The following is a 24735-nucleotide window of genomic DNA, read 5'->3' as shown; positions in this document are numbered from 1 at the left end:
CGTAGGGTTGACCGGCCAGTCCCCTAGGTGTGCCGATCCGATTGCCAAGGCGGCACACCCCTACGGGGCGAAAGTCACCCGACCTGTGCCTGCGGGGCCGCTGCGGGAACGGGCGCGGGCATGCGCCAGACCACGACCGCACCAGTCACGAGTCCCATGACGGCCAGCAGGGCGGCGACCAGGAACGGATCGAAGGAGTGCAGGGACGGGGCGAACCCGACCCCGACGCAGACTGCTACTCCGGTCGCACCGCCCAGTTGGTCAGCCGCGCGCTGGACGCCCGAAGCGGTCCCGGCATCGTCCTCGGTGACGCCGCTGACCGCGAGGTACTGGAGCCCCACGATGCCGAACCCCATCCCGGCCGCGATCAGGAGCATGGGCGGGATCATCGCTACGCCGCCTGCCCGCAGGGCCGAGACGAGCGCGATCGCGGCCATCGCGGCCGTGGTGAACCCGATGCCGGCAAGCACGCATGTGCGTGCTCCCCACCGGCCCAGCAGCCGGGGCACGAGCATGGAGACCACGATCAGCGAGACCGCCAGAGGCAACATCGTCAGACCCGCGCCGAGCGGGCCGACGCCCAACTGGTCCTGTAGATGGAAGGTGAACAGCAGAAACGAGGTCGACAACGCCCCGCTCAGCAGCATCGTGGCCAGATTGGCCACCACACGCGTGCGGTTGGCGAAGAAGCGCAGCGGCAGCAGCGGGTTGTGCGAGCGTGCCTCGACCCGCACGAACCCGACTCCGGCGGCCACCGCCCCGGCCAGCGCCCCCGGGATCACCCATGCGGGCGTTCCGGGTTCACCCGCCTCGACCACGCCGAAGACGAACAGCAGCGGGCAAGCGGTCAGCAGCAGCGCGCCGGGAAGGTCCAGCGGCGAGGCATCCTTGGCCACGGGCCGGTCGCCCTCAACCAGGAAAACGGCCGCCAGCAGCACGATCAGGATGAATGGGACCGAGACCAGAAAGATCCACCGCCAGCCCAGGTGGGCGGTGATGACTCCGGACAGAACGAACCCGACGACGAGACCACAACTGGCCACCGCCGCCCACACGCTCAGGGCCCGGGACCGGCTCGGACCTTCGGGGAACGACAGGACGATGGTGGCCATCGCGGCGGGCAGCGCGATGGCCTCACCTGCGCCCTGCAGCAGGCGCGCGACCACCAGCAGGGCAAACGTGGGGGCCAGCCCCGCCAGCAGGGACGCGGTGCCGAACAGGCCGGTGCCGAGCAGCAGCACGCGCCGCCGCCCGAGCAGGTCGCTCAGCCGGCCACCGAGCATCAGCAGCCCGCCACCAGTGACCGTGTACCCGACCACGACCCAGGTCAGAGTGTGCCCGTCGACGTCGAAGTCGGCGCCGATCGAGGGCAGGGCGATGTTGACCACGGTCACGTCGACCGCGATGAAGAACTGCAGCATGGACATCGCGCACAGCACCAGCCATGCGCGTGCCGGGGACGGGCTGTGCCCGCGGAAAGAAAGGATGTCTGGGAACATCAGGTGCTCCGTCGCTCAGAAAAAGTTCTGAGCAGCACGAACGTGCCGCTCCGGACTGATCACGAAGCGACTGGACGTTCAGGAGAAGGGTGAGTCGAACGTCCCGCCGCTAGCGGGATGTCCTGGTCACTGCGGCACAAGCGGCCGCGCACGAAGCGGCAGACATGCGGTGAACGCTACCAGGGAGCAGGCACCCGGGTCAGGCGCCTGCCTGACGTCTCATGTCGTCACTCGCAGGCCCGTTCGCCAGAGCTTCCTGGGCATGGGGAACGTCGTCGCGGAGCACTTACCGCGCGACCTCTTACTGGCCGGCTCCGGTGTCCTTGCCCTTGTCCTGGCCCTTGTCCTCGTCCTTCGCGTCGAAGCGTCGTCGGGCCGCCTCGATCTCGTCCAGGTACCGGCGGGTCCACGCGCACCTGCCGTTGACCGTCTCGCGCAGTGTTCCGCCCGCCTCGGTGAGGCGGTAGTCGACGCGTGGTGGCACCTCGGCGTACACGGTCCTGTGCGCCAGCCCGTCCCGTTCGAGTCCGCGCAGGGTCTGGGTGAGTATCTTGTGGCTGATGCCCTCCAGCTGGGTCCGCAACTGGTCGAGGCTCTCGATGATCCAGCGTGCCCCAACCAGTTCCAGCGGCCCCAGGTACTCCGTGAGCCTTTCCCTCACCGTCTGGCGTGGCCGTCGAGCCAGTGCGTGATGGTGGAGGCCGTGGGGAGACCCGCGTCCTCCAGCATCAGGTCGTGGCCGACGTCCGGTACGAGTACGGGATTTACTCCGTACAGGCTCGCGACACTACGGGTGTCGTGAACCGGTGTGTGGTCCTTCTCGGGGCCGACGACCAGTACCGGACAGTGGATGGAGCCCGTGTCGATGTAGATCGTCCCCGCGCTGTAGTCGTTGACCACGGTGGGGGATTCGGGGCTCAGACGTGCCATGACGGTGTCGAGATCCGCTTCGGATATGTGCTGGAACCACTGCTCGCGCGCCTCTTCGCGGGTGATGGTGACCGGCCGGTCCGTCGGGTACGACGTCGAGCGCATCGGTCCCAGCTGGCCGGGCCCGACGGAGGAGACCAGCACCAGCGCGGCGAGCGGGTGCCGCTCCGCCACGAGCTGGGCGACCAGGCCTCCCATGCTGTGGCCGAGCAGGACGGCCGGCGGGGCCGCGTGGTCCAGGACGGTCAGTACGTCGGTCGCGTAGTCCTCGGGCGTACGGGCGAGATACTCCGCGTCGGCGAGGGCGCGGGAGCCGGTGTGGTTGGGCAGGGACATGGCGAGCGCGGTCCAGCCCGATTCCGCGAACATCGGCATCCACCGCTCGAAGGCCCACCAGCCGTGCAGCGAGCCGGGCACCAGGACTATTCGACCCTGCTCCTCTATCACCGCGGGGTCGCGCACCTCGCGGACCAGCAGCCCGTCCACGTCGTGATTCGTCCACTCCAGTGCCACCACCGCGCCTCCGGCCTCCGCGACTCCGTGTCCCCGCGACTGTGTGCCTTTGTGACTCCGGGGCCCGGGTCCCGTCCCTGTGTCCCGGGTCTTGTGTCCCCGTGTCCCCGTGTCTCCGTGTCCCCGCACGGATACGGCCCCTCCCCCTTCCACCATCGTCCTACCGGCGGAAGGGCGCCACCTCGCCCGTTCCCTCCGAACATCCTGTGGCCCCGGCCGCACAATCCTCAAGGAGAAGGCGAGTAGTCGCCAGCTTCCCGAACCGTCACCAGCCGACCGGGAGGGTCAGTGGTGATTTGCTCGGGGATTCGTCGTCCCAGGTGGGGTGTCGTTCTTCGGTGAGGTGGAGGTGGGGGAGGCGGTCGAGTAGTGCTTCGAGGCCTACGGTGAGTTCGGCGCGTGCGAGGTGTGAGCCGGGGCAGTTGTGGGTTCCTCGGCCGAAGGCGAGGTGGTTGTTGGCTGTTCGGTGCAGGTCGAGTTGGTCGGCGGCGGGGAACGCGGTTTCGTCGCGGTTGGCGGAGGCGATCACGGGCAGTACGGCGTCACCCGCGCGGATCGTCCGGCCACGCAACTCGATGTCCTCGACCGCCTGGAGGAGTACGACGCCGTTCATCACCGGTATGTACCGCAGGAGTTCCTCGACGGCGCCGGGCATGAGGCCGCGGTCGTCGCGCAGCCGGGCGTACCGTCCTGGCTCGGTCAGCAGGGCCACCACGGCGTTGCCCAGGAACATGGTGCTGGTCCGGTACCCGGCGACGAGCATGGAGAGTCCGAAGCTCAGCACGCTCTCTTCGTGCAGGGTGCCGTGTCCGCACTCGCGGACCAACGTGGTCAGCAGGTCGGCGTCGGGCTCGCGCAGTTTGCGGTCCACCAGCGCGCGGATGTACTCGCGTAGCGGGCGGGTGACATCGCGCCCCTCCTCCAGCGTGACCAGTGCGCCGAGGGCGGCGTCCGCCATGGGCAGGAAGTAGTCGCGGTCCTCGTACGGGATGCCCACCAGATCGCACATCACCAGGAGCGGGAAGGGTTCGAGGTATCCGCCGACCAGATCGCCCGGCCGGTCGCCGTCGGCGAACGCGTCCAGCAGGCGGTCGGCCGACCGCCGGATGCGCGGCAGCCGGCGCTGGATGGTCCGGACGCTGAACGGCTCGGCCAGGGCTTTTCGCAGTGCCGTGTGCTGGGGGCCGTTCAGTTCCATCATCGTGGTGAGGGCGGGCCCCCGGTCGGTGGGTTCGTCGGGGCGGGGCGGCCAGTCGTTGATGGTCGGTCTGATGAGCCGGGAGTCCGCGATCAGGTCCCGGACGTCGTCGTACCGGGTGACGTACCAGGCGGTGGCGCCCATCGGGAGCCGGACCCTGGCCACGGGGCAGCTCTCGCGCAGCCGCGCGTATTCCTCGGGAGGACCCATGCTTCCCGGGGGCGGGACGGGCATGTCGATGACGGGTGCCGGCGGCTCGGTGACGGGTGCCGGCGGCTCGGTGACGGGTGCCGGCGAGTCGATGACGGGTGCCGGCGCCTCTCCGGGCAGTTGTCGGGCACTGCTCACGGCGGGGTCCCGTCCCGGTCGTTCGCCACTGGCTCCGGTGGCCGGGTCCGGGTTCACCAGCTGACCGGGAGGGTCAGTGGTGACTTGGTCAGGGATTCGTCGTCCCAGGTGGGTTGTTGTCCTTCGGTGAGGTGGAGGTGGGGGAGGCGGTCGAGTAGTGCTTCGAGGCCTACGGTGAGTTCGGCGCGTGCGAGGTGTGAGCCGGGGCAGTTGTGGGTTCCTCGGCCGAAGGCGAGGTGGTTGTTGGCTGTTCGGTGCAGGTCGAGTTGGTCGGCGGCGGGGAACGCGGTTTCGTCGCGGTTGGCGGAGGCGATCACGGGCAGTACGGCGTCGCCCGCGCGGATCGTCCGGCCGCGCAACTCGATGTCCTCGGTGGCCAGGAGGATGACAACGCCGTTCATCACGGGCATGTACCGCAGGAGTTCCTCGACGGCGCCGGGCATGATCCGCCGATCGTCGCGCAGGCGGGCGTACCGCTCCGGCCGACTCAACAGGGTGTGTACCGAGTTGGCCAGGAAGATGTCGCTGATGCCGAAGCCGACAGTGAGCATGGAGAGCCCGAAGACCATCACGTCTTCGTAGGTCAGCTCGCCGTCTTCGCGCAGGCGGACCATCCGGGTCAGGATGTCGTCGCCAGGCGTGCACCGCTTCTGTGCGATCAGCGTGGCGACGTAGTCACGCAGCAGTTCGGTGACCCTGCGCCCCTCCCGCGAGGTGACCATCCCGGCGAGGGCGTCGTCCAGTACGGGAAGGAAGTGGTCCCGTTCCTCGTAGGGGACGCCCACCAGGTCGCACATCACGAGCAGGGGAAACGGTCGGGTGAATCCGGCGACCAGGTCGGCGTGGCCGCCCCCGTCGTCCCCCTCCTGTTCCCGCAGTAGGTGATCCAGTAGGTGATCGGCGAGTTCTCGGATGCGCGGCAGTCGGTCACGGACGGCTTTGGCGCTGAACGCCGGGGCCACTGCCTTGCGCAGCGCTGTGTGCCGAGGGCCGTTCAGTTCCGTCATCGTGGTGAGGACGGGCCCGGGGTCGGTGGGTTCGTCGGGGCGGGGTGGCCAGTCGTTGATGGTCGGTCTGATGAGCCGGGAGTCCGCGATCAGGTCCCGGACGTCGTCGTACCGGGTGACGTACCAGGCGGCGGCGCCCATCGGCATCCCGACCCTGGCCACGGGGCAGCTCTCGCGCAGTCGCGCGTATTCCTCGGGAGGCCCCATGGTGCCCGGCGGAGGGTGCGGGAAGTCCCACACCTTCGGCTCGGGCGCGGGGCCCGGCGCGATGCGCGGCGGTGGCGGCATGCTCAATGCCTTTCCGGGATGTCCGACTGGATGTCACTGGGTGTCCGGGCTGAGTCTCCTGGCTGGGTGTCCCACGGGATGTGCAACGGCCGTTTTGGCTACGGGCGTTCATGGAGTCAGGTGCGTAGAAGCACGCCAGAGAGGCTCACGACTTCGCCTCACGACTTGGGCTCACGACGTGGGCTCATGACTTGGGCTCATGACTTGGGCTCATGACTTGGGCTCACGACGCGAAGAGCCTTTCCACGCACCGTAAATGGGGAACGCGAGACCTTCAGAGATCCCCCTAACGAGTGGCAGGCCACGCCCGCCGAGGCCGGTACAGGGCACTGGCGACGAGCCGGTGGCCCGGGAGGGGGCGGCAACCTGACCGTGAATCCGATTCTCGTACCGGTATAGTATGGCCGGTATAGTTATTGGTTGCGTGAGAAGGACGCCGCATGATCGAGATCCTGAACCCCACCCTGCTGGCCCGAGCGAAAGACACAGGCGCCCTGGTCGCTCACATCCTGCAGACGCTGAAGAGCCGCAGCACGATCGGCACCAACCTTCTGGACATCGACCGGTGGGCCAAGGCCATGATCGTCGAAGCGGGGGCGCTGTCCTGTTACGTCGACTACGAGCCGTCCTTCGGACGCGGCCCGTTCGGCCACTACATCTGCACGGCCGTCAACGACGCCGTGCTCCACGGACGGCCGTACGACTACACGCTTGCCGACGGCGATCTGCTGACACTCGACCTCGCCGTCTCCCAACGCGGGGTCGCCGCAGACGCTGCCATCAGCTTCATCGTGGGCGAGACGAAGTCCCCGGAGAGCGTCGCGATGATCAGTGCGACCGAACGCGCGCTGGCGGCGGGCATCGCCGCTGCCGGGCCCGGGGCCCGCATCGGCGACATCTCCCACGCCATTGGCACGGTCCTCAGCGCGGCGGGATATCCGATCAACACCGAGTTCGGAGGCCATGGCATCGGATCGACGATGCACCAGGACCCGCACGTCGCGAACACCGGACGGCCCGGCCGTGGATACAAACTCCGCCCCGGGCTGCTGCTGGCACTGGAACCGTGGGTCATGGCGGACACCGCTCAACTCGTCACCGACGCCGACGGGTGGACGCTCCGAAGCGCGACGGGCTGCCTGACCGCACACAGTGAGCACACGATCGCCATCACCGACGACGGAGCCGAAATCCTCACTGTGTCGAAGTAGCCGAAATCCTCACTGTGCCGAAGTAGTCGAAGTAGTCGAAGTAGGCGCAGCCGTGAGGCCGGAGCCCGCGTGTCCCATGGCGCCCGCGCCGGGGCGCGTCCGGCTCTCCGGTCCCTCCAGGGGTGGCCGCCGCCGTACCGTCTCCACCTACGGTTAGAGGCGGCAATCACCCTCTCGCCGGAGGTCCGCCCGGTACCGGCGACCGTAGCCTCGTCACATCATGGAACGAACCGATGACCGGCTCTTCCCGGTCCTGCTGCTCGCCGCCCAGGCCGCGGTGTGGCCCGGCGCGGCACTGCTACGCGGTGTCGAGCCGTCCGCCGCTCAGCTCCTCGCGGCCGCCCTGATGGGTGGGTTGGTGACGGTCGCGCTGGCCGCCCGGCGGACCCGTCCTGTTCTCGCCCTTCTTGTGGTGGTCGTGGCCTGCGCACTGGGCGCGGGGCCGCTGCCCGTCGGCGCCGTGGCCGTTCTGGGCACCGGCGGTGTGGCCCTCGCCCTCCTCTCCGTGGCCGCCCGGCAGGACGTCACGACCGCGCTGCTGTGCGTGGTGACGCTCGAAGCCTGGCAGGCACTGCACGGCATCACACTGCACGGGCTCGGCCAGCGCGACGGCCTCGATCTCCTCCTCACCGCCCTCCTCTACGCCGCCGCTTTCGGCGCGGGACGGCACCTGCGCCGCGTCCGGACCGCGCGGGACATCGCCGAACGGCGCCTGCGCCGGGCCGAGGCGGAGCGCGACAAGCTTCCCGCAGCCGAACGCCGGCGCATGGAACGGGAGTTGCACGACGTCAGCGCCCATCACCTGACGGCCGTCGTGGTCAGCTGCGAAGCGGCCCTGGGGCTGCGCGAACGACGCCCCGAACTGGCCGAGGAAGCGCTGGTGTTCGCCGCCGACACCGGCCGCGAAGTGAGCCAGGCACTGAGCGCCGTACGGACCCCACAGCCCACGGCGGAAGACGGCCCGGCCCCACGGGAACGCCTGAACGCGCTGGTCAACGGCTTCCGCAGCCTCGGGCAGCCCGTGACCAGCGAGATCCACGGACTGCCGGGCGGCTCCGCCGACGAGACGGTGTACGGGATCGTCCGCGAAGCCCTCACCAACGCCGTACGCCATGCCTCCGGTGCCCCCACCACCGTGCGCTGCACCCACGACGACTCCGGCACGGAGGTCATCGTGCGGAACGGGCCCGTGAACCCGCCCGCCGACGGCCCGGCGCCCGGCGCCGGACTGGGCGGCGGGCGCGGCCAGACCTTCCTGCGCGGGCGGGCGCGCGAAGCGGGCGGCACGCTCAGCAGCGGGCCGACGCCCGACGGGGGATGGGAAGTACGCGCCGTACTGCCCGGACGGGTCGCGGGGCCGCCGCGCCCGGCGGTGCCGAGGACGTACCGGATCGCGCAGTTCGTCGCCGCCGCCGGACTGTTCCTGCAGCCGCTGCTGCCGATCCTGGTCATACGGGCGGACGAGGCGTCCAGCGGTACGGGGATCTCGCCCGGCGTGCTGTTCGCACTGCTGGCCACGGCGCAGGCGGTCGCGCTGCTGTGGCTGCGGCGGGCGCCGCGCACCGTGCTGGCCGTCCTGGCCGTGCTGGTCGCACTCTGGCCGGCCGCGATGGCCGTGAGCGGATACGCGGGACCTGTCGGCCTGCCGCCCCTGATGAGCATGGTCGCCACCTGCGCGGCGCTCGTCATGCTGGCGTCCCGCGCTTCGTCCGATGCCGATGCCGGTATCCGTGCCGGTGTCGGTGCCGACATCGACGCAGTCCCCACGGCGTGGGTGCGCCTGGGCGTTCCCGTGGCCGCCGCCGTCCTACACGCGACAGCCACGACCGTCGCGGTCCTCACCTCCGATCGTGGCGTGGCCGAGGGCGCGGTGGCGGTCGTCGGCATCGCGAGCGCCGGAGCGGGTCTGGCGGCCGGTGCCGCCTGGTGGTCGGGCGATCGGTACGGCCACCGCGAGCGGGCCGCCCGGGACGCGGACGACGACCGCCTCGCCGCGTGGACCGAGGAGGCGGTCCGGGACGCCTGGGCCGAACGCCGCCGTATCACCACCGGGCTGGAGACGACCGTCCTCGCGCGCACCGCCGACGTGGTCGAAGCCGCCGAGGCGGGCCGCCTCGCGGAGACGGCGGACCGGGCCCGTGGCGCGCTGGCCGCCATGCGCGCCCTGCTCGACGCGGTACGTGACGGCGAGCCGTCCGCCGAGCTGCGGCCGCAGCCCACGCTCGAAGCCCTCGACCTGCTCGCCCAGCAGTGCCGGGCCGGTGGCCGCGAGGTCGAGGTACGGCGCACCGCCAGGGTTCCGCAACGGCTGCCGGCCGCGGTGGACCTCGCCGCCTACCGCGCTGCCGAGACCCTCCTGACGGCCGGTGACGAGGGCCCCGCCTCGCTCGTGCTCGACGCGGAAGACGGCGTCCTGAGCCTCACCGCCACCGGCGCCCCTCGCGCCACCCGGCCGGAAGTACGGGAGCGGCTGGCAGCGCACGCGGTCGCACTCGGCGGCAGCCTGTCCACCCCGCGGCCGGGCACCGCGCTCCTGCGCCTGCCGCTGGGGCCTGTGGGTCCGGTGGGATCCGCAGGGCCCGTGGGATCCGCAGGGCCCGTGGGATCCGCAGGGCCCGTGGTGAAGAATCCGAACCGGAACAATGACGCCTCAGACAATGACACCTCAGATCACGGGGCGGCCGCCCCGGAACGGGGAGACGAGGAGGGACCCCGATGCCCGTCACGGTGATGGTTGTCGACGACCAGAGTGTCGTCCGAGCGGGCTTCGCGGCCGTCATCGACGCCGAACCGGACCTGACGGTGGTGGGCGAGGCGGGCGACGGCGCCACCGCCGTACGCATGGCCGGAGAACTCGCACCCGACGTGATCGTCATGGACGTACGGATGCCCGAGCTCGACGGAATAGCCGCCACCCGCATTCTCACCGGCCGTGAGGGAGGGCCTCGCGTGCTGGTGCTGACGACCTTCGACCTCGACGCCTACGTCTTCGACGCGCTGCGCGCCGGTGCCTCCGGCTTCCTGCTCAAGGACGTCCAGGCCGCCGAACTCCTGCACAGCATCCGCGTCGTGGCGGCCGGCGAGAGCGTGCTCGCCCCCTCCGCGACCCGTCGCCTCATCGGCCACTACGCCGCCGGACCGCACACCGGGCACCGGGCCGGTGCCGACGCGGGAGTCCTGGACCGGCTGACCGCACGCGAGCACTTCGTCCTCGCGCTGATCGCCTCAGGGCTGAACAACACGGAGATCGCCGGGGAACTCGGCATCACCGTCGGCACCGTCAAATCCCATGTCAACGCCTTGCTGCGCAAGCTCGGGCTGCGCGACCGGGTTCAGGCGACGATCCTCGCCTACGACCTCGGCATCACCCGCCCGAACCCGCCTTCCGCGTAGCTCCGACTGGCGCCCTGACTTCGTGACCCCCTGACTTCCTGTGCCCGCCGCTCCCGGCGGGTCCACCGGCACGCCCACCCCATCCAAGGAGCACAACCCCATGACCAAGACCAGCAACTCCCCTCTGCGCATCGTGCGTTCGTCGCTCACCAACGTCGTCGCACTCGTCTACCTCGCCGTCTGCGCGGGCCTGCTCATCTGGGCGCTCACAGTGAGCGCCGGCCCGGACGCGTCCTTCGCCGGGGTGATCCCGCTGCTCGCCACAGCACCGGTGAGCCTGGTCCTGCTGGTCCTGCCGGAAGGCATGGCAATGATCATCTTCGCCATTGCTCTCGGAGCGCTGGTGAATGCCGTGGTGATCGGCTGGTGCGTCCGCGCTTTGCGCCAGGGGCGCCAGGACCGAGGCGGTTCCAGGCCGACGGCCTGAGGCCAGGGGGCGCGCACGCTCGCTCCCGTACCGGAATTCCCGCCTCACGGGAATTCCCGTACGAGAGACCCCCGACCCGACCCGTCCCGAGCCGACCCGTCCCGTCCGATCCGAGCCGACCCGTCCCGTCCGATCCGACCCGACCGCAACGGGCACAGGATGTCGGGTGCGGCACACTGCTCCCTTCCTAACGTGGGGGTCAAGAAGGGAAGGAGGCAGGAGTGTTGGAGCGGCTCAACCAGGCCCTGGAGTACGTCGATTCGCATCTCGGCCGGCGCATCGAGGTGTCCGAGCTGGCACGGATCGCGGTGACGTCGGAGTACCACTTCCGGCGGATGTTCTCCGCGCTGGCGGGGATCTCGCTGTCGGAGTACATCCGGCGCAGGCGGCTGACCGTGGCGGGTGCCGAGGTGCTCGCGGGGGAGCGGACGCTGCTGGAGATCGCGGTGCGCTACGGCTACACCTCGGGGGAGGCGTTCGCGCGGGCGTTCCGCGCCATGCACGGCGTCGGTCCCGGCGAGGCCAGACGGACCGGTGCGGCTCTGCACTCCCAGCCACGGATGTCCTTCCGCCTCATCATCGAAGGGAGCAGCAGTATGCGATACCGGGTTGTGGAGAAGGACCGGTTTCAGGTGGTCGGCAAGAAGGTCCGTGTCCCTCTCGTCCATGAGGGGATGAATCCGGCGATCGCCGACTTCATCCGGAGCATCGACAAGGCGACGATACGGCGTATCACCGAGCTGTCCGATCAGGAACCGGAGGGGATCGTCGCGGTGAGCGACAACCTCGACCCGAGCCGGGCCGAGGGGACCGAACTCGACTACTACCACGCCGTGGTGACCGGAGCGGCGGTTCCCGATGACCTGGACGCGCTCACCGTCCCGGCGGGGACATGGGCCGTCTTCGAGAACTCCGGGCAGTTCCCGCAGGCGCTCCAGTACCTGTGGCGGGACGTGTTCACGCAGTGGTTCCCGTCCAACCCGTACCGGAGCCGGCCGGGGCCCGAGATCCTGCGCACCCGGCTGTCGCCCGACGGGGCGGAGGCGGAGGCGGAGCTGTGGATTCCGGTGGAGCGTACGGAGATCTGAGCGGGGCGCACCGCGGTCTGGGCGGGTGAGTGGCGTGGCGGACGACGCGACGTGGCGGACGACGCGTCCTCACATCTCCATGACCGCGCGGTAGTGCGCGCGCCCCTGGCGTACGCGGTCGAGTGCCTCGTCGAAACGTGAGGCCGGGAACGTCTCGACGGCCGGGCGGATGTCATGGCGTGCGGCGAAGCCGAGCATCTGCCGCGTCTCGGCGACCGAACCGGAGAGGCCCCCGACGAGCCTCTTCTCGCCCAACAGCAAGCTGAGCGGGTGCACGGTGAGGCCGCTCTCGGGGACACCGACCACGCAGAGCGTCCCCTGAGGGCGCAGTGTCTTCAGGTAGGCGTCCCACGGCAGGTCACCCGAGACGGTCGACAGTACGAAGTCGAACGAGCCGGTGAGCCCATCGAGCCCGTCGAGCCCGTTGAGCCCGCCGCCGGAGGTGACGAAGGCGTGGGCGCCGAACCGGCGGGCGTCGTCCGCCTTCTCCGCTGTGGTGGATACGGCGGTGACATGGCAGCCCCATGCGGCGAGGAACTGGATCGCGAGGTGGCCCAGCCCGCCCACGCCCACGACGGCGACGCGGTCCGTGGGCCGTACGTTGTTTCGTACGATCGCCGAGAAGACCGTCGCTCCGGCACACAGCAACGGCCCTGCCTGCTCCGAGGAGATGAGGTCGGGCAGCGGATGCACATACCGCCAGTCACTGGCACGCAACTGTGTGGCGAATCCCCCGCGTTGGCCCCGGAGTACGGTCTCCTCGCCATCCGGGCACAGGTGTTGACGGCCCGTCAGACACCACTCGCAGGCGAAGCACGATCCCGCGCGCGCACCGATTCCCACGCGCTGCCCGACGGCCAGACGGGAGCCGTCGACGGTGTCCCCCAGGGCCTGGACCACGCCGACCGCCTCATGCCCCGCGACCACCGGGAACCGTGAGATCCCGTACGTGTCGTCGATCATCCCCACGTCGGTGAGACAGACGCCGCAGTGAGTCACGGCGATGTCCACCTCCAGCGGGCCCAGCGGCGCCGGTTCGATCTCGTGTATCCGTACGGGCCCTCCGGCCCGCTCCACTGCGTACGCACGTACAGGCATGCCGTCCACCCCTCCTCGAAACGAAAAACTAACTAGTTTGTTTTACGATACATGGCGGCCCCCGAATGGAAAACCAACCGGTTCGTATGATGACGCCATGCCGTATGCGAAGAGCGAAGACACCCGCCGCCGCCTGCTCGAAGCCGCGACGGCGGACTTCGCGGCCCACGGCATCACGGGTGCCCGGGTCGACCGCATCGCCGCCGCCGCGGACATCAACAAGGCCCGGTTGTATGCCTACTTCGGCGACAAGCTGGGCCTCTTCGACGCCGTCTTCCGTATGCACGCCGATGCCGTGGTCGATCAGGTGCCGTTCACCGCCGACGACCTCGCCCAGTACGCCGCCGGGCTGTACTCGGCCGCGCTCGCGCATCCGCAGCTGATCAGGCTGACCGCCTGGGCCCGGCTGGAGGGAGTGAAGCCCACGGAGACCTCAACGCGAGCGAAGGAGGCCAAGCTGCAAGCCATCGCGCAGGCACAGCGCGACGGCCATGTCCGGGCGTCGCTCGATCCGGAAGACATCCTCGTGCTGCTGATCTCCATGGCACTGGCCTGGACGGAGCCCGCCCTCTCCGAGGTCACCGTGCCCGGAGTCCCCGTGCCCGACGCCCCCGCGTCCGAGGTCCTCGCCGCGGCCCACGAACGCCGCAAGCAGGCCCTGGCCGACACCGTCCGCCGCGCCTTCCAGCCCTAGCCGGCCGAGGCGCGGGCGGCCGGGCCAGGTACCCGGGGCAGAGCGCGGGCGGCCGGGCCAGGTACCCGAGGGCAGAGTGGGGGCACGGTGGGTGGGCCGTTGGCGCATGGTTGTGGCGCGCCAGGCCATCGGGGCGGGTCCGGCGGGACCTCTTCCCACAGGTCAGGGAGTTGGCCTTGCGGCTCGAAGATCGTCGGAACCGACAGGGGGCCGCCGTTTCGTGCAACTCTCCGGCGCGGATGGCCGTCTTGTATTCGTAAGCGTGTCTTCTTCCGCGCGCTTCCGCCTGTTTCCCTGACGTCTCACAAAGGGTTTCTCTTCCATGCGTGTTTTCTCTGCAAGCCGTCCCGCTTCCCGTACCGCCCTCGGGGCGCTGAGCGCTGCCGCGTTGATCGCGCTGGGCGCGGCGCCCGCGGCCGTCGCCGAAGAGGCGGCACCCGAGCTGGTCCTGGGGAACATCGCCCCGATCGACAACGTCAAGCCGGGCAGCAGCCTCGATGTGCCGGTCAGTGTGACGAACAAGGGCACCCAGGCCGCGGAGAAGGCCTGGGTCGTCTACTCCGTCACCCGCGGATTCGACTACGCGGATCTTCCTTCCAACTGCACCTCACACCAGGTCCCCGTGTACGACGAGATGACGGCCAAGTGGAACGCGGTCTGCGAGTTCGACCAGAAGGTGGAGCCCGGCGTCGCCTACGCGCCCGAGAAGCCTCTCGCGCTCAAAGCACTCGACCGCGCTCTCAATGACAATCTGCGGCTGACCGTCTGGGACTCGGCTCCGGACCTGGACGACGCCGCTACCACCCCGATACGCGGAACCGCGCCCGCCGTGAAGCTGGCCGAACGGTCCGACGGGGGCGAAGCCGTTGAGGATGCCGTCGATGTGCCGGTCACATCCGACAACACGGCCGACATACAGGTGACGGGAGCCGACTTGAGCGGCCGTGTCGGCGACACGGTGACCATGCGGGTGACGTACAAGAACGCCGGTCCCGCCTGGGTGCTGAGCCCGCTGGACAGCACGCCCTTCAATGTCCTCGTCACGCCTCCTGCCGGAACGTCGGTCGTCGACCCCGACGGGTACTGCGACGCCGAGGGCAAGGCTTACTCATGCGGTACCAGCCAGCGGTGGGTCGATGAGGACGAGGACCACACCTACACGTTCAAGCTGAAGATCGACAAGCAGGTGACGGGCGCAAAGGGTTCGGTCGAACTCAGCCCCGAGGCGCGGCCGTACGACACCGACAAGACGAACGACAAGGCCGACATCACGCTGGACGTGACGGGCAGCGGGTCGACACGGCGGTAGTCCGACGGACGGCGGGTCGACCGGCAGCTCGGCGACCGTCCAGCGTGCTGGGTTGCGACGCCTGCGCCGGACTCTCGGAGGGCCGAGCCCGACGCAGGCGTCGCACGAGCCCGGTCGTCCATCCGTCCGGGCCCCGGGCGTCCGGGCATCCGGGCGTCCTGCGGCACATAGGATCGGTCGGTATGAGCGGTGAGGATGACCTGCGGAAACTACTGAGCGGCATGAGCCCCGAGTTGAGGCCGGGGCGGTATGTGTTCACCGTCGCGGAGGCGGGCATCCCGCCCGGTCTCACGCCCGTGGTCACGGTCGCCGAGCAGGAGGGCCTGACTCTGGTCGTACGGCTTGAGGATGCCGACGCTGCGGGACTCGCGTACGAGTACGTGGCGGGCTGGATCACGCTGCGCGTCCATTCCGCCCTGGACGCGGTCGGGCTCACTGCCGCTGTCGCCCAGGAACTCGCCGCCGCAGGGCTGAGTTGCAACGTCGTGGCGGGCTTCCACCACGATCACCTCTTCATCCCGTACGAGCGCGCGGCCGAGGCGGTCACCTTGCTGGAAGCCCTCGCGCAACGGTCCGTCTGACCCCGGCGACCGCGCCGGTCACACCAGCCGGCGCTGGCCGGTGGCCTTGATGTCGGTGACGAAAGCGGACCAGGTCGCGGCCTGGAAGGCGAGGGCCGGGGCGTGGGGGGTCTTGGAGTCGCGGACGGGGACGATGCCGGTGAGGCCGTCGGCCACTTCGAGGCAGTCACCGCCGCTGCCGTCGCTGTGGGTCGACTTGCGCCAGGCCGCTGCACCGGAGAAGTCCTGGGCTACTTCCAGGCAGTCGCCACCGTCTCCGCCGCTGAACGTTGACTTGCGCCACGTGGCGGCGCCGGGGAAGTCCTGGGCTACTTCGAGGCAGTTGCCGCCGCTGGCGCCGCTGTACGTTGACTTGCGCCAGGCGGCGGCGCCGGGGAAGTTCCGGGCTACTTCGAGGCAGTCGCCGCCGCTGGCGTCGCTGTAGCTGGACTTGTGCCAGGACGCGGCGCTCAGGTCGTACTCATGGCTGCTGCTCTTCATGGGTGTAATCCTCCGCCACTGATTCAATCAGGGCCAAGGATGCGTCAGGTGACAGTGCAGTGGCCCCCAGCAAATCGTAGGCCAGTTCGTGCTGGGCGACGGATGCCGGATCGTCCAGCAACTGGCCCGATCCCAGCCCTTCGAGATAAGCCAGTGGGGGCGCGTCCTCGAAGGTCATTAGCTTCAGGGCGCCAGCCATCGCAGCGTGCGCGCCTGCCTCAAACGGCAGTACCTGCACGATGATCCTGTGCCGTCGGATCAGCCCCGCCACATGTCGCAGCGCCTCCGCCATCACCTCAGGTCCGCCCACCCGTCGACGCAGTACCGCCTCGTCCAGCACCGTCCAAACCATGGGCTCTGTTGGATCCTTCAGCAGCTTGGCTCGATCCAGCCGTGCCGCCAGCAGTTCCTCTATGACCTCCTCCGTCGCCGTCGGCAATCCCGCGCGGAAAACCGCCCGCGCGTACGCCTCCGTCTGCAACAAGCCCGGAATCAGCAGCGGCGCGTACTGCTTGATCACCGTCGCCACCGCCTCGGCCTCCGCCGCCTCGGCGAAGTGATCCGGGTACTTCGACTTCTTCAGCGCGGTGCAGTTCCGCAGGAAGTAGCCGTCCGTCTTGAAGACCTGGTCGAAGTAGATCGCGTACTCCGGCTGGATACGGCGTACGCCTCCTTCCAGTTGGCCGATGAACGATCCGCTCACGAACAGCGGTGCGCCCAGCTCCTCTTGGGACATGTCCGCTTCGTTGCGCTGGTGTCTGAGCTCGGCACCGAGCATGGCGCGGGGGGAGGACGACGGGTCGAGTGGCTTCGGTCCAGGCATAGAGAGCTCCCGATGGGACACATGGCGATGTTGGGCAGCCGTCACTGTTCAGGCTAGCGACGGTTGACCACTCTGTGTGGTGAAAGCCAATACTCAGAGTAGAGAGCGGCATCGATGGTGAGGAACGAAATGAAGGAGCGGCAGCGCGTGGCAGCCGGGAAGGTGCGGGCGGCTGAGGACGCGGTGGCGGAGTTGCGGGACGGGCTGGCAGCGGTGGGGGTGACCTTGCCGTCGCTGCGGATCGACCCTGTCTCGTGTGCGGGTAACGAGCCGAACCCGCTGGTCGAACTCGGACGCTGCACCGTCGAGACCGCGCTGCGGCTCAGTGCCGTACTGGAAGGGGCGCGGCGATGACCACAAACGGCAGCGCGAACGGGAGTGTGGACGGGCGCGAGGGCGCGAGCTCCGGCGGGAGTGGGGTGGTGTTCGAGCCCGGTTCGTACGCCGTCGACTCCCGGACCGGCCGCGTGGGGCGGGTCATGAGCCAGGACGGCGTCTGCGTTCAACTGCGGCCACCTGGTGGCGGGGTGGAGTGGGACTGTCCCTCGGAGTCCGTCTCCCCGGCCCGGCCCGGAGACGTACTGCGGGCGCGGGTGACGGAACTGAACCACGAGCGGCGATTGCCGTGAGTGCCGTCGTCGGCCTGCCCGCCTCGCCGTGAGGTGAGGTCCTGGGAGGGGCAGGCCGACGACGTTCCCGGTGGGTTACGCGCCTGTGGTGGAGCCGGGGCGGATGATCATCAGGACGGTGACGGTGGCCCACAGGAGGTTGAAGATGCCGGTGTACATGGCCAGTTGGGCGGTGACCTTCGGCTTCTGCGTGGGTTCGGTCACCAGGTCCGTAGCCGGGGCTGTCACCGGGGCTGTCACCGTGGCCGGAGCCGTCTCCGCAGCCGCTTCCAGGTCCGCCAGGATGGTCTCCTGACCGGGCAGTACGAGCACGATCAGCACTGCTGCCGCCGCCACGGTCAGGGCGATCGAGGTGATGAGCCAGGCATCGGTCAGGACGCCCATGCTGGCCGCCGTGGCGAATCCGAAGACGATGACGGCCAGGCCCACGCCTGCGTAGACACGGCAGATGCGGTGCAACAGGCTTACGGCGGACAGGGCTTGGGGATCACCGGGCGCGGCCATCGCTCGTCTGGCGCCGGGCGGGAACATGCTGGCGGCCACGGTGACCGGGCCGACAGCGACGATCGCGGCCAGGACGTGAAGGGCGAGCAGGAACTTTGTCACGGGGTGGGTCGCTCCCTCGTACGGAATGACGAATCGGAAGGGGAAGAGGCCCGGGGGAGGCACCCGCCCACGCTAAGACGCCGATCACGCACACAGAAGTGGCACTATCGCCAGGTGTCAACGGATTCTCGCCAGTCGCGGCGACCGGCTTAGCCTGGGGCCATGCACACCGTGGCCGTACTCGCTCTTGATCAGGTCATCCCCTTCGACCTGTCCGCCCCGATCGAGGTCTTCTCGCGTATACGGCTGCCGGACGGGCGTGCCGCGTACCGGGTCCGGATCTGTGCGCCGGTCGCCGGGGAGATCGACGCGGGAACCTTCATGATCCGGGCTCCGTACGGCCTTGAGGCGCTCGCCGAAGCCGACACGATCATCCTGCCCGGCACGGACGATCCCACGGCGCCGCTGCCCGACGACGTACGCGACGCTCTGCGCGCGGCGGCAGCGAGCGGGACCCGTATCGCTTCCGTGTGTACCGGGGCCTTCGTCCTCGCGGCCACCGGGCTTCTCGACGGGCTGCGGGCCACGACCCACTGGATCGCCGCCCCGCTGCTGGCGGCCCGGTATCCCGGGATCGACGTCGATCCCGAGGTGCTCTACGTGGACAACGGGCAGTTCCTCACCTCGGCGGGGGCCGCCGCCTCGCTGGATCTGTGCCTGCACATGATCCGTAAGGACTACGGTTCCGCTGTCGCGGCCGATGCCGCCCGGCTGTCGGTCATGCCGTTGGAACGGGAGGGGGGCCAGGCGCAGTTCATCGTCCGCGACCAGCCTCCGGTGCCCGCCGGAGCCACGATGGAGGACCTGCTGCGCTGGATGGAGGACAACGCGTGGCGCGAACTCACCCTGAAGGACATCGCCGAGCGTGCCGCGACCAGCACCCGGACGCTCAACCGGCGCTTTCGCGAGCAGACCGGCAGCACGCCGTTGCAGTGGCTGCACCGGGCCCGGATCCGTCGGGCGCAGTACCTGCTGGAGGTCACCGGCCACCCGGTCGACCGCATCGCCTCCGAGGTGGGATTCGGTTCGCCGACCGCCTTCCGGGACCGCTTCAAGCGGGTCGTCGGGACGAGTCCGCACGCGTACCGGGCCGCTTTCAGGCCTTCGAGGGCTGTGAATCCGGGTGGGGGTGAGCGTGAGGGTGTGGGGCCGAGTTCGGCTGTGGGTTCGGGGCGGGGGCCGGTTCCGGCGCCGACAATCGCGTCTCCGTCTCTACGTTCAGTTCCCTCAGCATCGTCTTCGTGAAGCCGAAGTAGTACGTCCCGACGAAGCCCACGACATAGCCGACCAGCAGGCCGCCCCCGTACACCGCGACCATCGCGCCCAGGCCCTTGTTGCCGGCCAGCAGCGGGAACAGTGCCCAGCCGGACGGGCCGATCGCCGTCGAACCCACCGCGTCGCCCAGCTGGTTGAACAGGCCGACGAAGCCGCCGCCGAACGCGCCGCCGACGCAGGCCGTGATGAACGGGCGGCCGAGCGGGAGCGAGACTCCGTAGATCAGCGGTTCGCCGACGCCCAGGAGACCGGCCGGGAGGGCGGACCTGATGGTGCGGCGGATCGAGCCGTTGCGGGGGAGGCGTACGTAGACGGCCATCGCCGCGCCGACCTGGCCCGCGCCCGCCATGGCGAGGATGGGGAGGAGCACGGTGTAGCCCTGCTGCTCGATCAGGGTCGTATGGATGGGGATCAGGGCCTGGTGCAGGCCCAGCATCACCAGCGGGAGGAAGAGTCCGCCCAGGACGAAGCCCGCGCCGGAACCGCCGTTCGCCAGCAGCCAGGTGGCGAAGTCGCCGATGGCCGTGGAGACCTCGCCGGCGACGTACATCAGGCCGAAGAGTGTGACCAGCCCGGAGACGAGCACGGTCAGCGTCGGGGTGACCAGTACGTCCAGGGCCTCCGGGACCCATCTCCGGCAGGTCTTCTCCACGTACACGGCGAGCACCGCCGCACCCAGCGCGCCGAGCACGCCGCCCTGGCCCGGGGCGAGTTTCTGGCCGAACGCGTCGATGTTCGCGACGCCCGGGAAGACGATGATCGCGGCGACCGCGCCGCCCAGGACGGGCGTACCGCCGAACTCCTTCGCCGTGTTGTAGCCGACGAAGACGGCGATCAGCGACATGAAGCCGGAGGCGAGGGCGGTGAGGGCGGGCACGATGGAGGGGAGCCAACCCAGGTTCGCCAGAAGGCCGTTGAGGCCCGCGATGATGCCGCAGCCGATGAGGGCGGGGATGAGCGGCACGAAGATGTTGGCGATCCGGCGGAGGAAGAGTTTGAACGGGGTGGCGTTCCTGGCTTTCCGGGCGGCCTTGATCTCGGCGCCCTGCGCGGCCAGTTGGTCGGCGGTGGAGGCCGTGGGGCCGGGGCCGGGGGCGGCCGCCGTACGGCCTTCCGCCCTCGTACGGCCCTCCGCCCCGGTACGGTCCTCCGCCGCCGTACGGCCCTCCTCCACCAGCCGCTCGAACTCCGGCGTGACCCTCGCGACCGTCCCCGGGCCCAGAACGACCTGATACGTCGTGCCGTCCTCCACCACGCCCAGCACGGCGGGCAGCGCCTTCACCGCCTCGTGCCGTACGAGGGAACGGTCGCGCAGGCCCAGGCGGAGCCGGGTCATGCAGTGTGCGACGGACTCGACGTTTCCGGCGCCCCCGACGAGCGGGAGGAGCGCTTCGGCCGTGGCGCGGTTCTTGTCTTCTGTTGCCATGGTGCCTGTGCCTTGCTGTGCGAGGGGGAGGGCGGACGAGGGGAGAGGGGAGACGAGGGGGGAGGGTGTCAGTCGGTTGCCGTTGTCGTTGCCGTACGGGCGGACCGCAGCGCCTCGCGCAGGTGGCCCTCGGATTCGGTGAGGAGCGTGTCGGCCGTGGGGCCGTCGACGCCGCCGAGGATGGTGAGAATGGCGTTCTTCACCTCGCCGTCGGTGGCGGCCAGGGCCGTCTCGATCTCCTCGTCGGAGGCGCCGGTGGCGAGCGCGACGATCCGGCGGGAACGGGCGCGCAGCTTCTCGTTGGAGGCGCGGACGTCGACCATCAGGTTTCCGTACGTCTTGCCGAGCCGGATCATGGTGATCGTCGAGAGCATGTTGAGGACGAGCTTCTGTGCCGTACCGGCCTTGAGGCGGGTGGAGCCGGTGAGCAGTTCGGGGCCGACGACGACCTCGATGCCGTGCTCGGCGGCGGCGGCGAGCGCGCTGTCCGCGTTGCAGGAGAGGCCGATGGTGAGCGCGCCGATGTCGCGGGCGTGCTCGACGGCGCCGACGGCGTACGGGGTACGGCCGGAGGCGGAGATGCCGACGACCGTGTCGTCCGGGGTGAGTTTTATGGCGTGCAGGTCGGCGGCGGCCAGTTCCTTGGAGTCCTCGGCGCCTTCGACGGAGGTCACCATGGCGCCGGGGCCGCCCGCGATCAGCCCGACGACCTGGGCGGGGTCGGTATTGAAGGTGGGCGGGCACTCGCTGGCGTCGAGGACGCCGAGCCGTCCGGCCGTACCGGCGCCCGCGTAGATCAGCCGGCCGCCACGGGCCGTGCGTTCGGCGGTGGCGTCGATGGCGGCGGCGATGCGGGGGAGCTGGGTGGCCACGGCGGCGGGAACGGTGCTGTCCTCGCCGTTCATGATCCGGGCGATGTCCAGGGTGGGCAGCTGGTCGATCTCGGCGAGCTCGGGGCGGAAGGCCTCGGTGGTGAGGGTGTCGAGCTGGGCGCGGAGTTCGCCGTACGGGGAGTCGCCGCGCTGAGAGGAGTTGCCGTACTGGGAGGAGTCGCCGTACTGGGAGGGCGAGGGAACGTCGGAGGCGGAGTGGGCATCGGAGGCGGAGGTCATGAGGAAGCGGCTCTTTCTTCCGGTGAGCGGGTGCGGGTGCGGGTGCCGGTGGTGCTGGCGGTGCCGTTACGGCCGGTCCGTGGTGCCGGTGGTGTCCCGGTCCCGGTCCCGGTATCGGTACGGGAGGACCGGCTACCGGATCAGCGCGTGTGGCGCGGGCTGTGGCGGTGCGCGAGTGCCTCGTACGACGCGGAGAGGGCCGGGGCGGCCGTCTCGTACGTACGCTGCGCCACGCCTATGAACAGGCAGTCCACGACGAGGAGTTGACTCGTACGGCTGGACATGGCGGCCGGGCGCAGCTCGCTCTCCCGGGCGGTGGAGGTCGTCAGCACGTGGTCGGCGTACTGCGATACGGGACCGTCCGGCCGGCCGGTGATCGCGACCGTCGTCGCGCCGCGATCGAAGGCGACCCTGAGCGGTTCGATGACATCGCCGGTGGAGCCGGAGTGGGTGATCGCGATGGCGAGGTCGCCGGGGCGGAGCTGGACGGCGTTGGTGACGGCCAGATGCGGGTCGGTGTGGGCGTGCGCGATCAGGCCGATGCGCAGCAGCTTCTGGGCGAGGTCCATTCCGACGAGGGAGGATGCGCCGACGCCGTAGATGTCGATGCGGCGGGCACCGGCGGCGGCCGTGACGACGGCGCCGAGCTGGACGGTGTCGAGAGCGGCGGCGGTGTCGGAGAGGGTCTGCTGTTCGTCGTACGCGAGCTTCGCCACGACGTCCGCGATGGGGTCGTCCACCGCTATGTCGGCCGTGACGGCGGGCGCGCGGCCGGACTGCTGCTGTGCCGCGAGGCCGGCGAGGGCGAGGCGCAGGTCGCGGTAGCCGGGGTAGCCGAGGAGGCGGGCGGTGCGGACCACGGTGGCCTCGCTCGTGCCGGTCAGCTCGGCGAGACCGGTGACGGTGAGGGCGGCGCAGCCGGCCGGGTCCGAGGCTACGGCCTCGGCGACGAGCTGCATGGAACGGGTCATGGTCGGGGCGAGCGTCCGCACCTTGGCCGAGAGGGCGGCGGGGGCGGGCGGGGCGCCCTCGCTGAAACTTTCCTTCACGTCTTGGGTCACCTCTGAAAGATATTTTCAGGATTCGGGACTCGTCAATACCCTGGGACAATTGAGTGATGGACACCGGCATGGACCCCCATATGGACCCGGGCATGGACCCCGACGTGCCCCCGATACGGACCCTGGCATGGACCCCGACATGGACCCCGACAACGTGGATGTGAACCCCTTGGAGCAGGTGCTGCACGCCGCCCGTGCGCTGGTCCTCACCGACCTGATCGCGGGCGATGTGGCCGACCCGGAGGTCGTGTCCCTGGTCGAGGAGTCGGTGACGCACCGGCGCTGGTGGGTCGAGCAGTGGCCCGAAGGCGCCGCGTATGTGGCGGGGCTGGTCGCGCAGGACGTCCAGGACGCGCTGCTGGAGCGGTACGGGCGCTGGCCGCTCTGCCCGGTCTGCGCCGAGGGCGAGCCGCACGCACTGGATGTGGAACCGGAGCTGGGGCCCGATCCGCACTGGGTCTGCGGTAAGGCGGGCGTGGTGGTCGCGGCGGTGGGCGAGCTGGCGCCGAAGGGCGGGGCGGACGCACAGTGACGGTCTACATCGACCCGCCGACCTGGCCGGGCCACGGCCGTATGTGGTCGCACCTGGTCAGCGATGTCTCGTTCAGCGAGCTCCACGCCTTCGCCGCGTCCATCGGCTGCCCGCCGAAGGCGTTCGAGCGGGACCACTACGACATACCGGAGCACCGTTACGAGGACGCGGTGCGCGCGGGCGCGCTGGAGATCGGCTCCAAGGAGCTCGTACGGAGGCTTACGGGCGCGGGGCTGCGCCGGCCGAAGGGGCGGCCCGTGGCGTGAGGCTCCTGCTTCGGCGTGAGACTCGCGTCTTTGCGTAGCCCGTTGTTCACCCGTGCTTCATTGCTTGGCCGGTGCTTCTCTGTGTGGCCCGCGCTCGGGGCTCCGTGCCGTGTGACGTACCCCTCATGGCCACGGACGGTGACCGCCCCGCGAGCTCCTGATCGTATGGTCATGCCAGCGGATTCGTTCTGAACTCCGCGTTCCAGCAAGGCATTTGGAGACCTCGGTGAAGAGATTTGCCAAGCGCGTGACCGTTGCCGCCGGTTGTCTCGCCCTGACCGGCGCGACTCTGCTGGCGGGTGCGGGCGGAGCGGGAGCGAGCGAGGGAACGGCCGCCGCGTCCGCGCACGCCGCGATACCGGGCAAGCCCGCGAAGGTTCGTGACGTACCGACGGAGCTGGCGGTTCCGGCCGGCAACGTGCGCACCTCCGTGCTCGACGCGCGAGGGGTGCAGACCTACACGTGCACGGACGGCGCCTGGACGCTGCTGGAGCCGGCGGCCACGCTCTGGAAGCAGGGCGACCCGACACGTCGTGCTGTCGCGCTCCACTCGCGCGGGCCGGTGTGGGTGTCCACGGACGACGGCAGCGCCGTCAACGCCGCCGCCGTCGCGAACGTGCCGCGTGACGGCGCGATCCCGCAGCTGCTCCTGAAGGCCACCACCCACCGGGGCACCGGTCTCTTCGCGGACGTGTCGTACATCCAGCGCCTGGAGACGCGGGGCGGACTCGCGCCCGCCGGGGCGTGCGCCACGGATGCGGGGCAGGTGAGCGTGGGGTACTCCGCCACGTACGTGTTCTACGCGCCCGAGGCATAGGCATAGGGGCATAGGCATAGGCGGAGGCCCCGGCGGCCGGCCATCGGCCGGCCGCCGGGGCCTCATCACCTACGAGGCCCGGGGCCTCATCACCTACGGGCCCCGAGCCACGCCACCTACGGGA

24 protein-coding genes and 3 pseudogenes are annotated in these 24735 nt (G+C 70.0%); 14 read left to right on the top strand and 13 right to left on the bottom strand.

The genetic code is table 11. The annotated features are described in order from the left end of the window. Window positions 1–74: 74 nt before the first annotated feature. The 5 genes from ACIQD6_RS21720 to ACIQD6_RS21700 form a co-directional block, all read right to left on the bottom strand. Window positions 75–1427: an MFS transporter gene (locus tag ACIQD6_RS21720; RefSeq protein WP_401884994.1), complete on the bottom strand. Its 1353-nt coding sequence runs from the start codon at window positions 1425–1427 to the stop codon at window positions 75–77. Between the two features lie 373 nt (window positions 1428–1800). After that, a complete protein-coding gene (locus ACIQD6_RS21715; protein ID WP_401884726.1) occupies window positions 1801–2160 on the bottom strand; it encodes a winged helix-turn-helix transcriptional regulator in 360 nt (119 codons plus the stop codon). Continuing rightward, window positions 2157–2945 (bottom strand): alpha/beta fold hydrolase, encoded by a 789-nt coding sequence (locus tag ACIQD6_RS21710; RefSeq protein ID WP_401884725.1) that lies wholly within the window; start codon window positions 2943–2945, stop codon window positions 2157–2159. The genes ACIQD6_RS21715 and ACIQD6_RS21710 overlap by 4 nt, the downstream gene beginning before the upstream one ends. 262 nt (window positions 2946–3207) lie before the next feature. Continuing rightward, entirely contained in the window at window positions 3208–4488 is a 1281-nt protein-coding gene (locus ACIQD6_RS21705) for a cytochrome P450 (protein ID WP_401884724.1), read from the bottom strand. Window positions 4489–4541: 53 nt separating this feature from the next. After that, entirely contained in the window at window positions 4542–5783 is a 1242-nt protein-coding gene (locus tag ACIQD6_RS21700) for a cytochrome P450 (protein WP_401884723.1), read from the bottom strand. A 440-nt stretch (window positions 5784–6223) separates the two neighbouring features. On the opposite strand from ACIQD6_RS21700, the gene map reads away from it, so the two are divergent. The 5 genes from map to ACIQD6_RS21675 all read left to right on the top strand — a co-directional run bounded on the left by map (window position 6224) and on the right by ACIQD6_RS21675 (window position 11902). Then, complete coding sequence (map, locus tag ACIQD6_RS21695; protein WP_401884722.1) at window positions 6224–6994, top strand: type I methionyl aminopeptidase; 771 nt, start codon at window positions 6224–6226, stop codon at window positions 6992–6994. 220 nt (window positions 6995–7214) lie between these two features. After that, window positions 7215–9725 carry a histidine kinase gene (locus tag ACIQD6_RS21690; protein ID WP_401884721.1) on the top strand — a complete coding sequence of 837 codons (2511 nt, stop codon included), beginning with the start codon at window positions 7215–7217 and terminating at the stop codon, window positions 9723–9725. Next, window positions 9710–10387: a response regulator gene (locus tag ACIQD6_RS21685; RefSeq protein WP_401884719.1), complete on the top strand. Its 678-nt coding sequence runs from the start codon at window positions 9710–9712 to the stop codon at window positions 10385–10387. Before ACIQD6_RS21690 ends, ACIQD6_RS21685 begins: the two co-directional genes overlap by 16 nt. 100 nt (window positions 10388–10487) lie before the next feature. Beyond that, window positions 10488–10814 carry an SCO4225 family membrane protein gene (locus ACIQD6_RS21680; protein WP_401884718.1) on the top strand — a complete coding sequence of 109 codons (327 nt, stop codon included), beginning with the start codon at window positions 10488–10490 and terminating at the stop codon, window positions 10812–10814. A gap of 221 nt (window positions 10815–11035) precedes the next feature. Next, window positions 11036–11902 carry an effector binding domain-containing protein gene (locus ACIQD6_RS21675; protein WP_401884717.1) on the top strand — a complete coding sequence of 289 codons (867 nt, stop codon included), beginning with the start codon at window positions 11036–11038 and terminating at the stop codon, window positions 11900–11902. A 69-nt stretch (window positions 11903–11971) separates the two neighbouring features. Here the strand turns inward: ACIQD6_RS21675 and ACIQD6_RS21670 are convergent, their stop codons facing one another. Then, on the bottom strand, window positions 11972–13000 hold the full coding sequence (locus ACIQD6_RS21670; protein ID WP_401884715.1) for an NAD(P)-dependent alcohol dehydrogenase: 1029 nt from the start codon (window positions 12998–13000) through the stop codon (window positions 11972–11974). Between the two features lie 97 nt (window positions 13001–13097). Here ACIQD6_RS21670 and ACIQD6_RS21665 point away from each other — a divergent pair, with 97 nt between their 5' ends. From ACIQD6_RS21665 to ACIQD6_RS21655, 3 genes are all read left to right on the top strand, one after another. Continuing rightward, a complete protein-coding gene (locus ACIQD6_RS21665; protein ID WP_401884713.1) occupies window positions 13098–13694 on the top strand; it encodes a TetR family transcriptional regulator in 597 nt (198 codons plus the stop codon). 322 nt (window positions 13695–14016) lie between these two features. Continuing rightward, window positions 14017–15003, top strand: a complete 987-nt coding sequence (locus tag ACIQD6_RS21660) for a hypothetical protein (RefSeq protein WP_401884712.1) — start codon at window positions 14017–14019, stop codon at window positions 15001–15003. 182 nt (window positions 15004–15185) lie between these two features. After that, on the top strand, window positions 15186–15584 hold the full coding sequence (locus ACIQD6_RS21655; protein WP_401884711.1) for an ACT domain-containing protein: 399 nt from the start codon (window positions 15186–15188) through the stop codon (window positions 15582–15584). Between the two features lie 18 nt (window positions 15585–15602). On the opposite strand, the pseudogene ACIQD6_RS21650 reads toward ACIQD6_RS21655, so the two are convergent. From ACIQD6_RS21650 to ACIQD6_RS21640, 3 genes and pseudogenes are all read right to left on the bottom strand, one after another. After that, a pseudogene (locus ACIQD6_RS21650) lies at window positions 15603–15872 on the bottom strand (DUF397 domain-containing protein); the annotation flags it as partial. An 18-nt stretch (window positions 15873–15890) separates the two neighbouring features. After that, window positions 15891–16064: pseudogene (locus ACIQD6_RS21645) on the bottom strand (DUF397 domain-containing protein); the annotation flags it as partial. Then, window positions 16045–16887 (bottom strand): helix-turn-helix domain-containing protein, encoded by an 843-nt coding sequence (locus ACIQD6_RS21640; protein ID WP_401884710.1) that lies wholly within the window; start codon window positions 16885–16887, stop codon window positions 16045–16047. The pseudogene ACIQD6_RS21645 and the gene ACIQD6_RS21640, both read right to left, overlap by 20 nt. A gap of 114 nt (window positions 16888–17001) precedes the next feature. Here ACIQD6_RS21640 and ACIQD6_RS21635 point away from each other — a divergent pair, with 114 nt between their 5' ends. Next, a complete protein-coding gene (locus ACIQD6_RS21635; protein WP_401884709.1) occupies window positions 17002–17241 on the top strand; it encodes a hypothetical protein in 240 nt (79 codons plus the stop codon). Next, entirely contained in the window at window positions 17238–17516 is a 279-nt protein-coding gene (locus tag ACIQD6_RS21630; RefSeq protein ID WP_401884708.1) for a hypothetical protein, read from the top strand. Before ACIQD6_RS21635 ends, ACIQD6_RS21630 begins: the two co-directional genes overlap by 4 nt. A gap of 75 nt (window positions 17517–17591) precedes the next feature. Here ACIQD6_RS21630 and ACIQD6_RS21625 read toward each other — a convergent pair whose 3' ends face one another. Then, window positions 17592–18122, bottom strand: a complete 531-nt coding sequence (locus tag ACIQD6_RS21625) for a protease (RefSeq protein ID WP_401884707.1) — start codon at window positions 18120–18122, stop codon at window positions 17592–17594. A gap of 162 nt (window positions 18123–18284) precedes the next feature. Here ACIQD6_RS21625 and ACIQD6_RS21620 point away from each other — a divergent pair. Beyond that, window positions 18285–19223 (top strand): annotated as a pseudogene (locus ACIQD6_RS21620) (GlxA family transcriptional regulator); the annotation flags it as partial. On the opposite strand, the gene ACIQD6_RS21615 reads toward ACIQD6_RS21620, so the two are convergent. The 3 genes from ACIQD6_RS21615 to ACIQD6_RS21605 form a co-directional block, all read right to left on the bottom strand. Next, entirely contained in the window at window positions 19219–20823 is a 1605-nt protein-coding gene (locus ACIQD6_RS21615) for a PTS transporter subunit EIIC (RefSeq protein WP_401884706.1), read from the bottom strand. The pseudogene ACIQD6_RS21620 and the gene ACIQD6_RS21615 sit on opposite strands and share 5 nt — an antisense overlap. Window positions 20824–20891: 68 nt before the next feature. Next, on the bottom strand, window positions 20892–21935 hold the full coding sequence (gene murQ / locus ACIQD6_RS21610; protein ID WP_401884705.1) for an N-acetylmuramic acid 6-phosphate etherase: 1044 nt from the start codon (window positions 21933–21935) through the stop codon (window positions 20892–20894). 140 nt (window positions 21936–22075) lie between these two features. Continuing rightward, entirely contained in the window at window positions 22076–22996 is a 921-nt protein-coding gene (locus ACIQD6_RS21605) for a MurR/RpiR family transcriptional regulator (protein ID WP_401884703.1), read from the bottom strand. A 127-nt stretch (window positions 22997–23123) separates the two neighbouring features. On the opposite strand from ACIQD6_RS21605, the gene ACIQD6_RS21600 reads away from it, so the two are divergent. From ACIQD6_RS21600 to ACIQD6_RS21590, 3 genes are all read left to right on the top strand, one after another. Then, window positions 23124–23528, top strand: a complete 405-nt coding sequence (locus ACIQD6_RS21600; protein WP_401884702.1) for a hypothetical protein — start codon at window positions 23124–23126, stop codon at window positions 23526–23528. Beyond that, a complete protein-coding gene (locus tag ACIQD6_RS21595) occupies window positions 23525–23794 on the top strand; it encodes a DUF4031 domain-containing protein (protein WP_401884701.1) in 270 nt (89 codons plus the stop codon). The genes ACIQD6_RS21600 and ACIQD6_RS21595 overlap by 4 nt, the downstream gene beginning before the upstream one ends. Window positions 23795–24020: 226 nt before the next feature. After that, the gene (locus tag ACIQD6_RS21590; protein WP_401884700.1) at window positions 24021–24611 is read left to right on the top strand and encodes a DUF3455 domain-containing protein; all 591 of its coding nucleotides are present in this window, start codon (window positions 24021–24023) and stop codon (window positions 24609–24611) included. Window positions 24612–24735 lie beyond the last annotated feature (124 nt).

Source organism: Streptomyces sp. NPDC088400, assembly GCF_044753355.1.
GTDB lineage: Bacteria > Actinomycetota > Actinomycetes > Streptomycetales > Streptomycetaceae > Streptomyces.
Note: the sequence above shows the minus strand (reverse complement) of the source record. Positions and strands in the feature narration are given on the sequence as shown.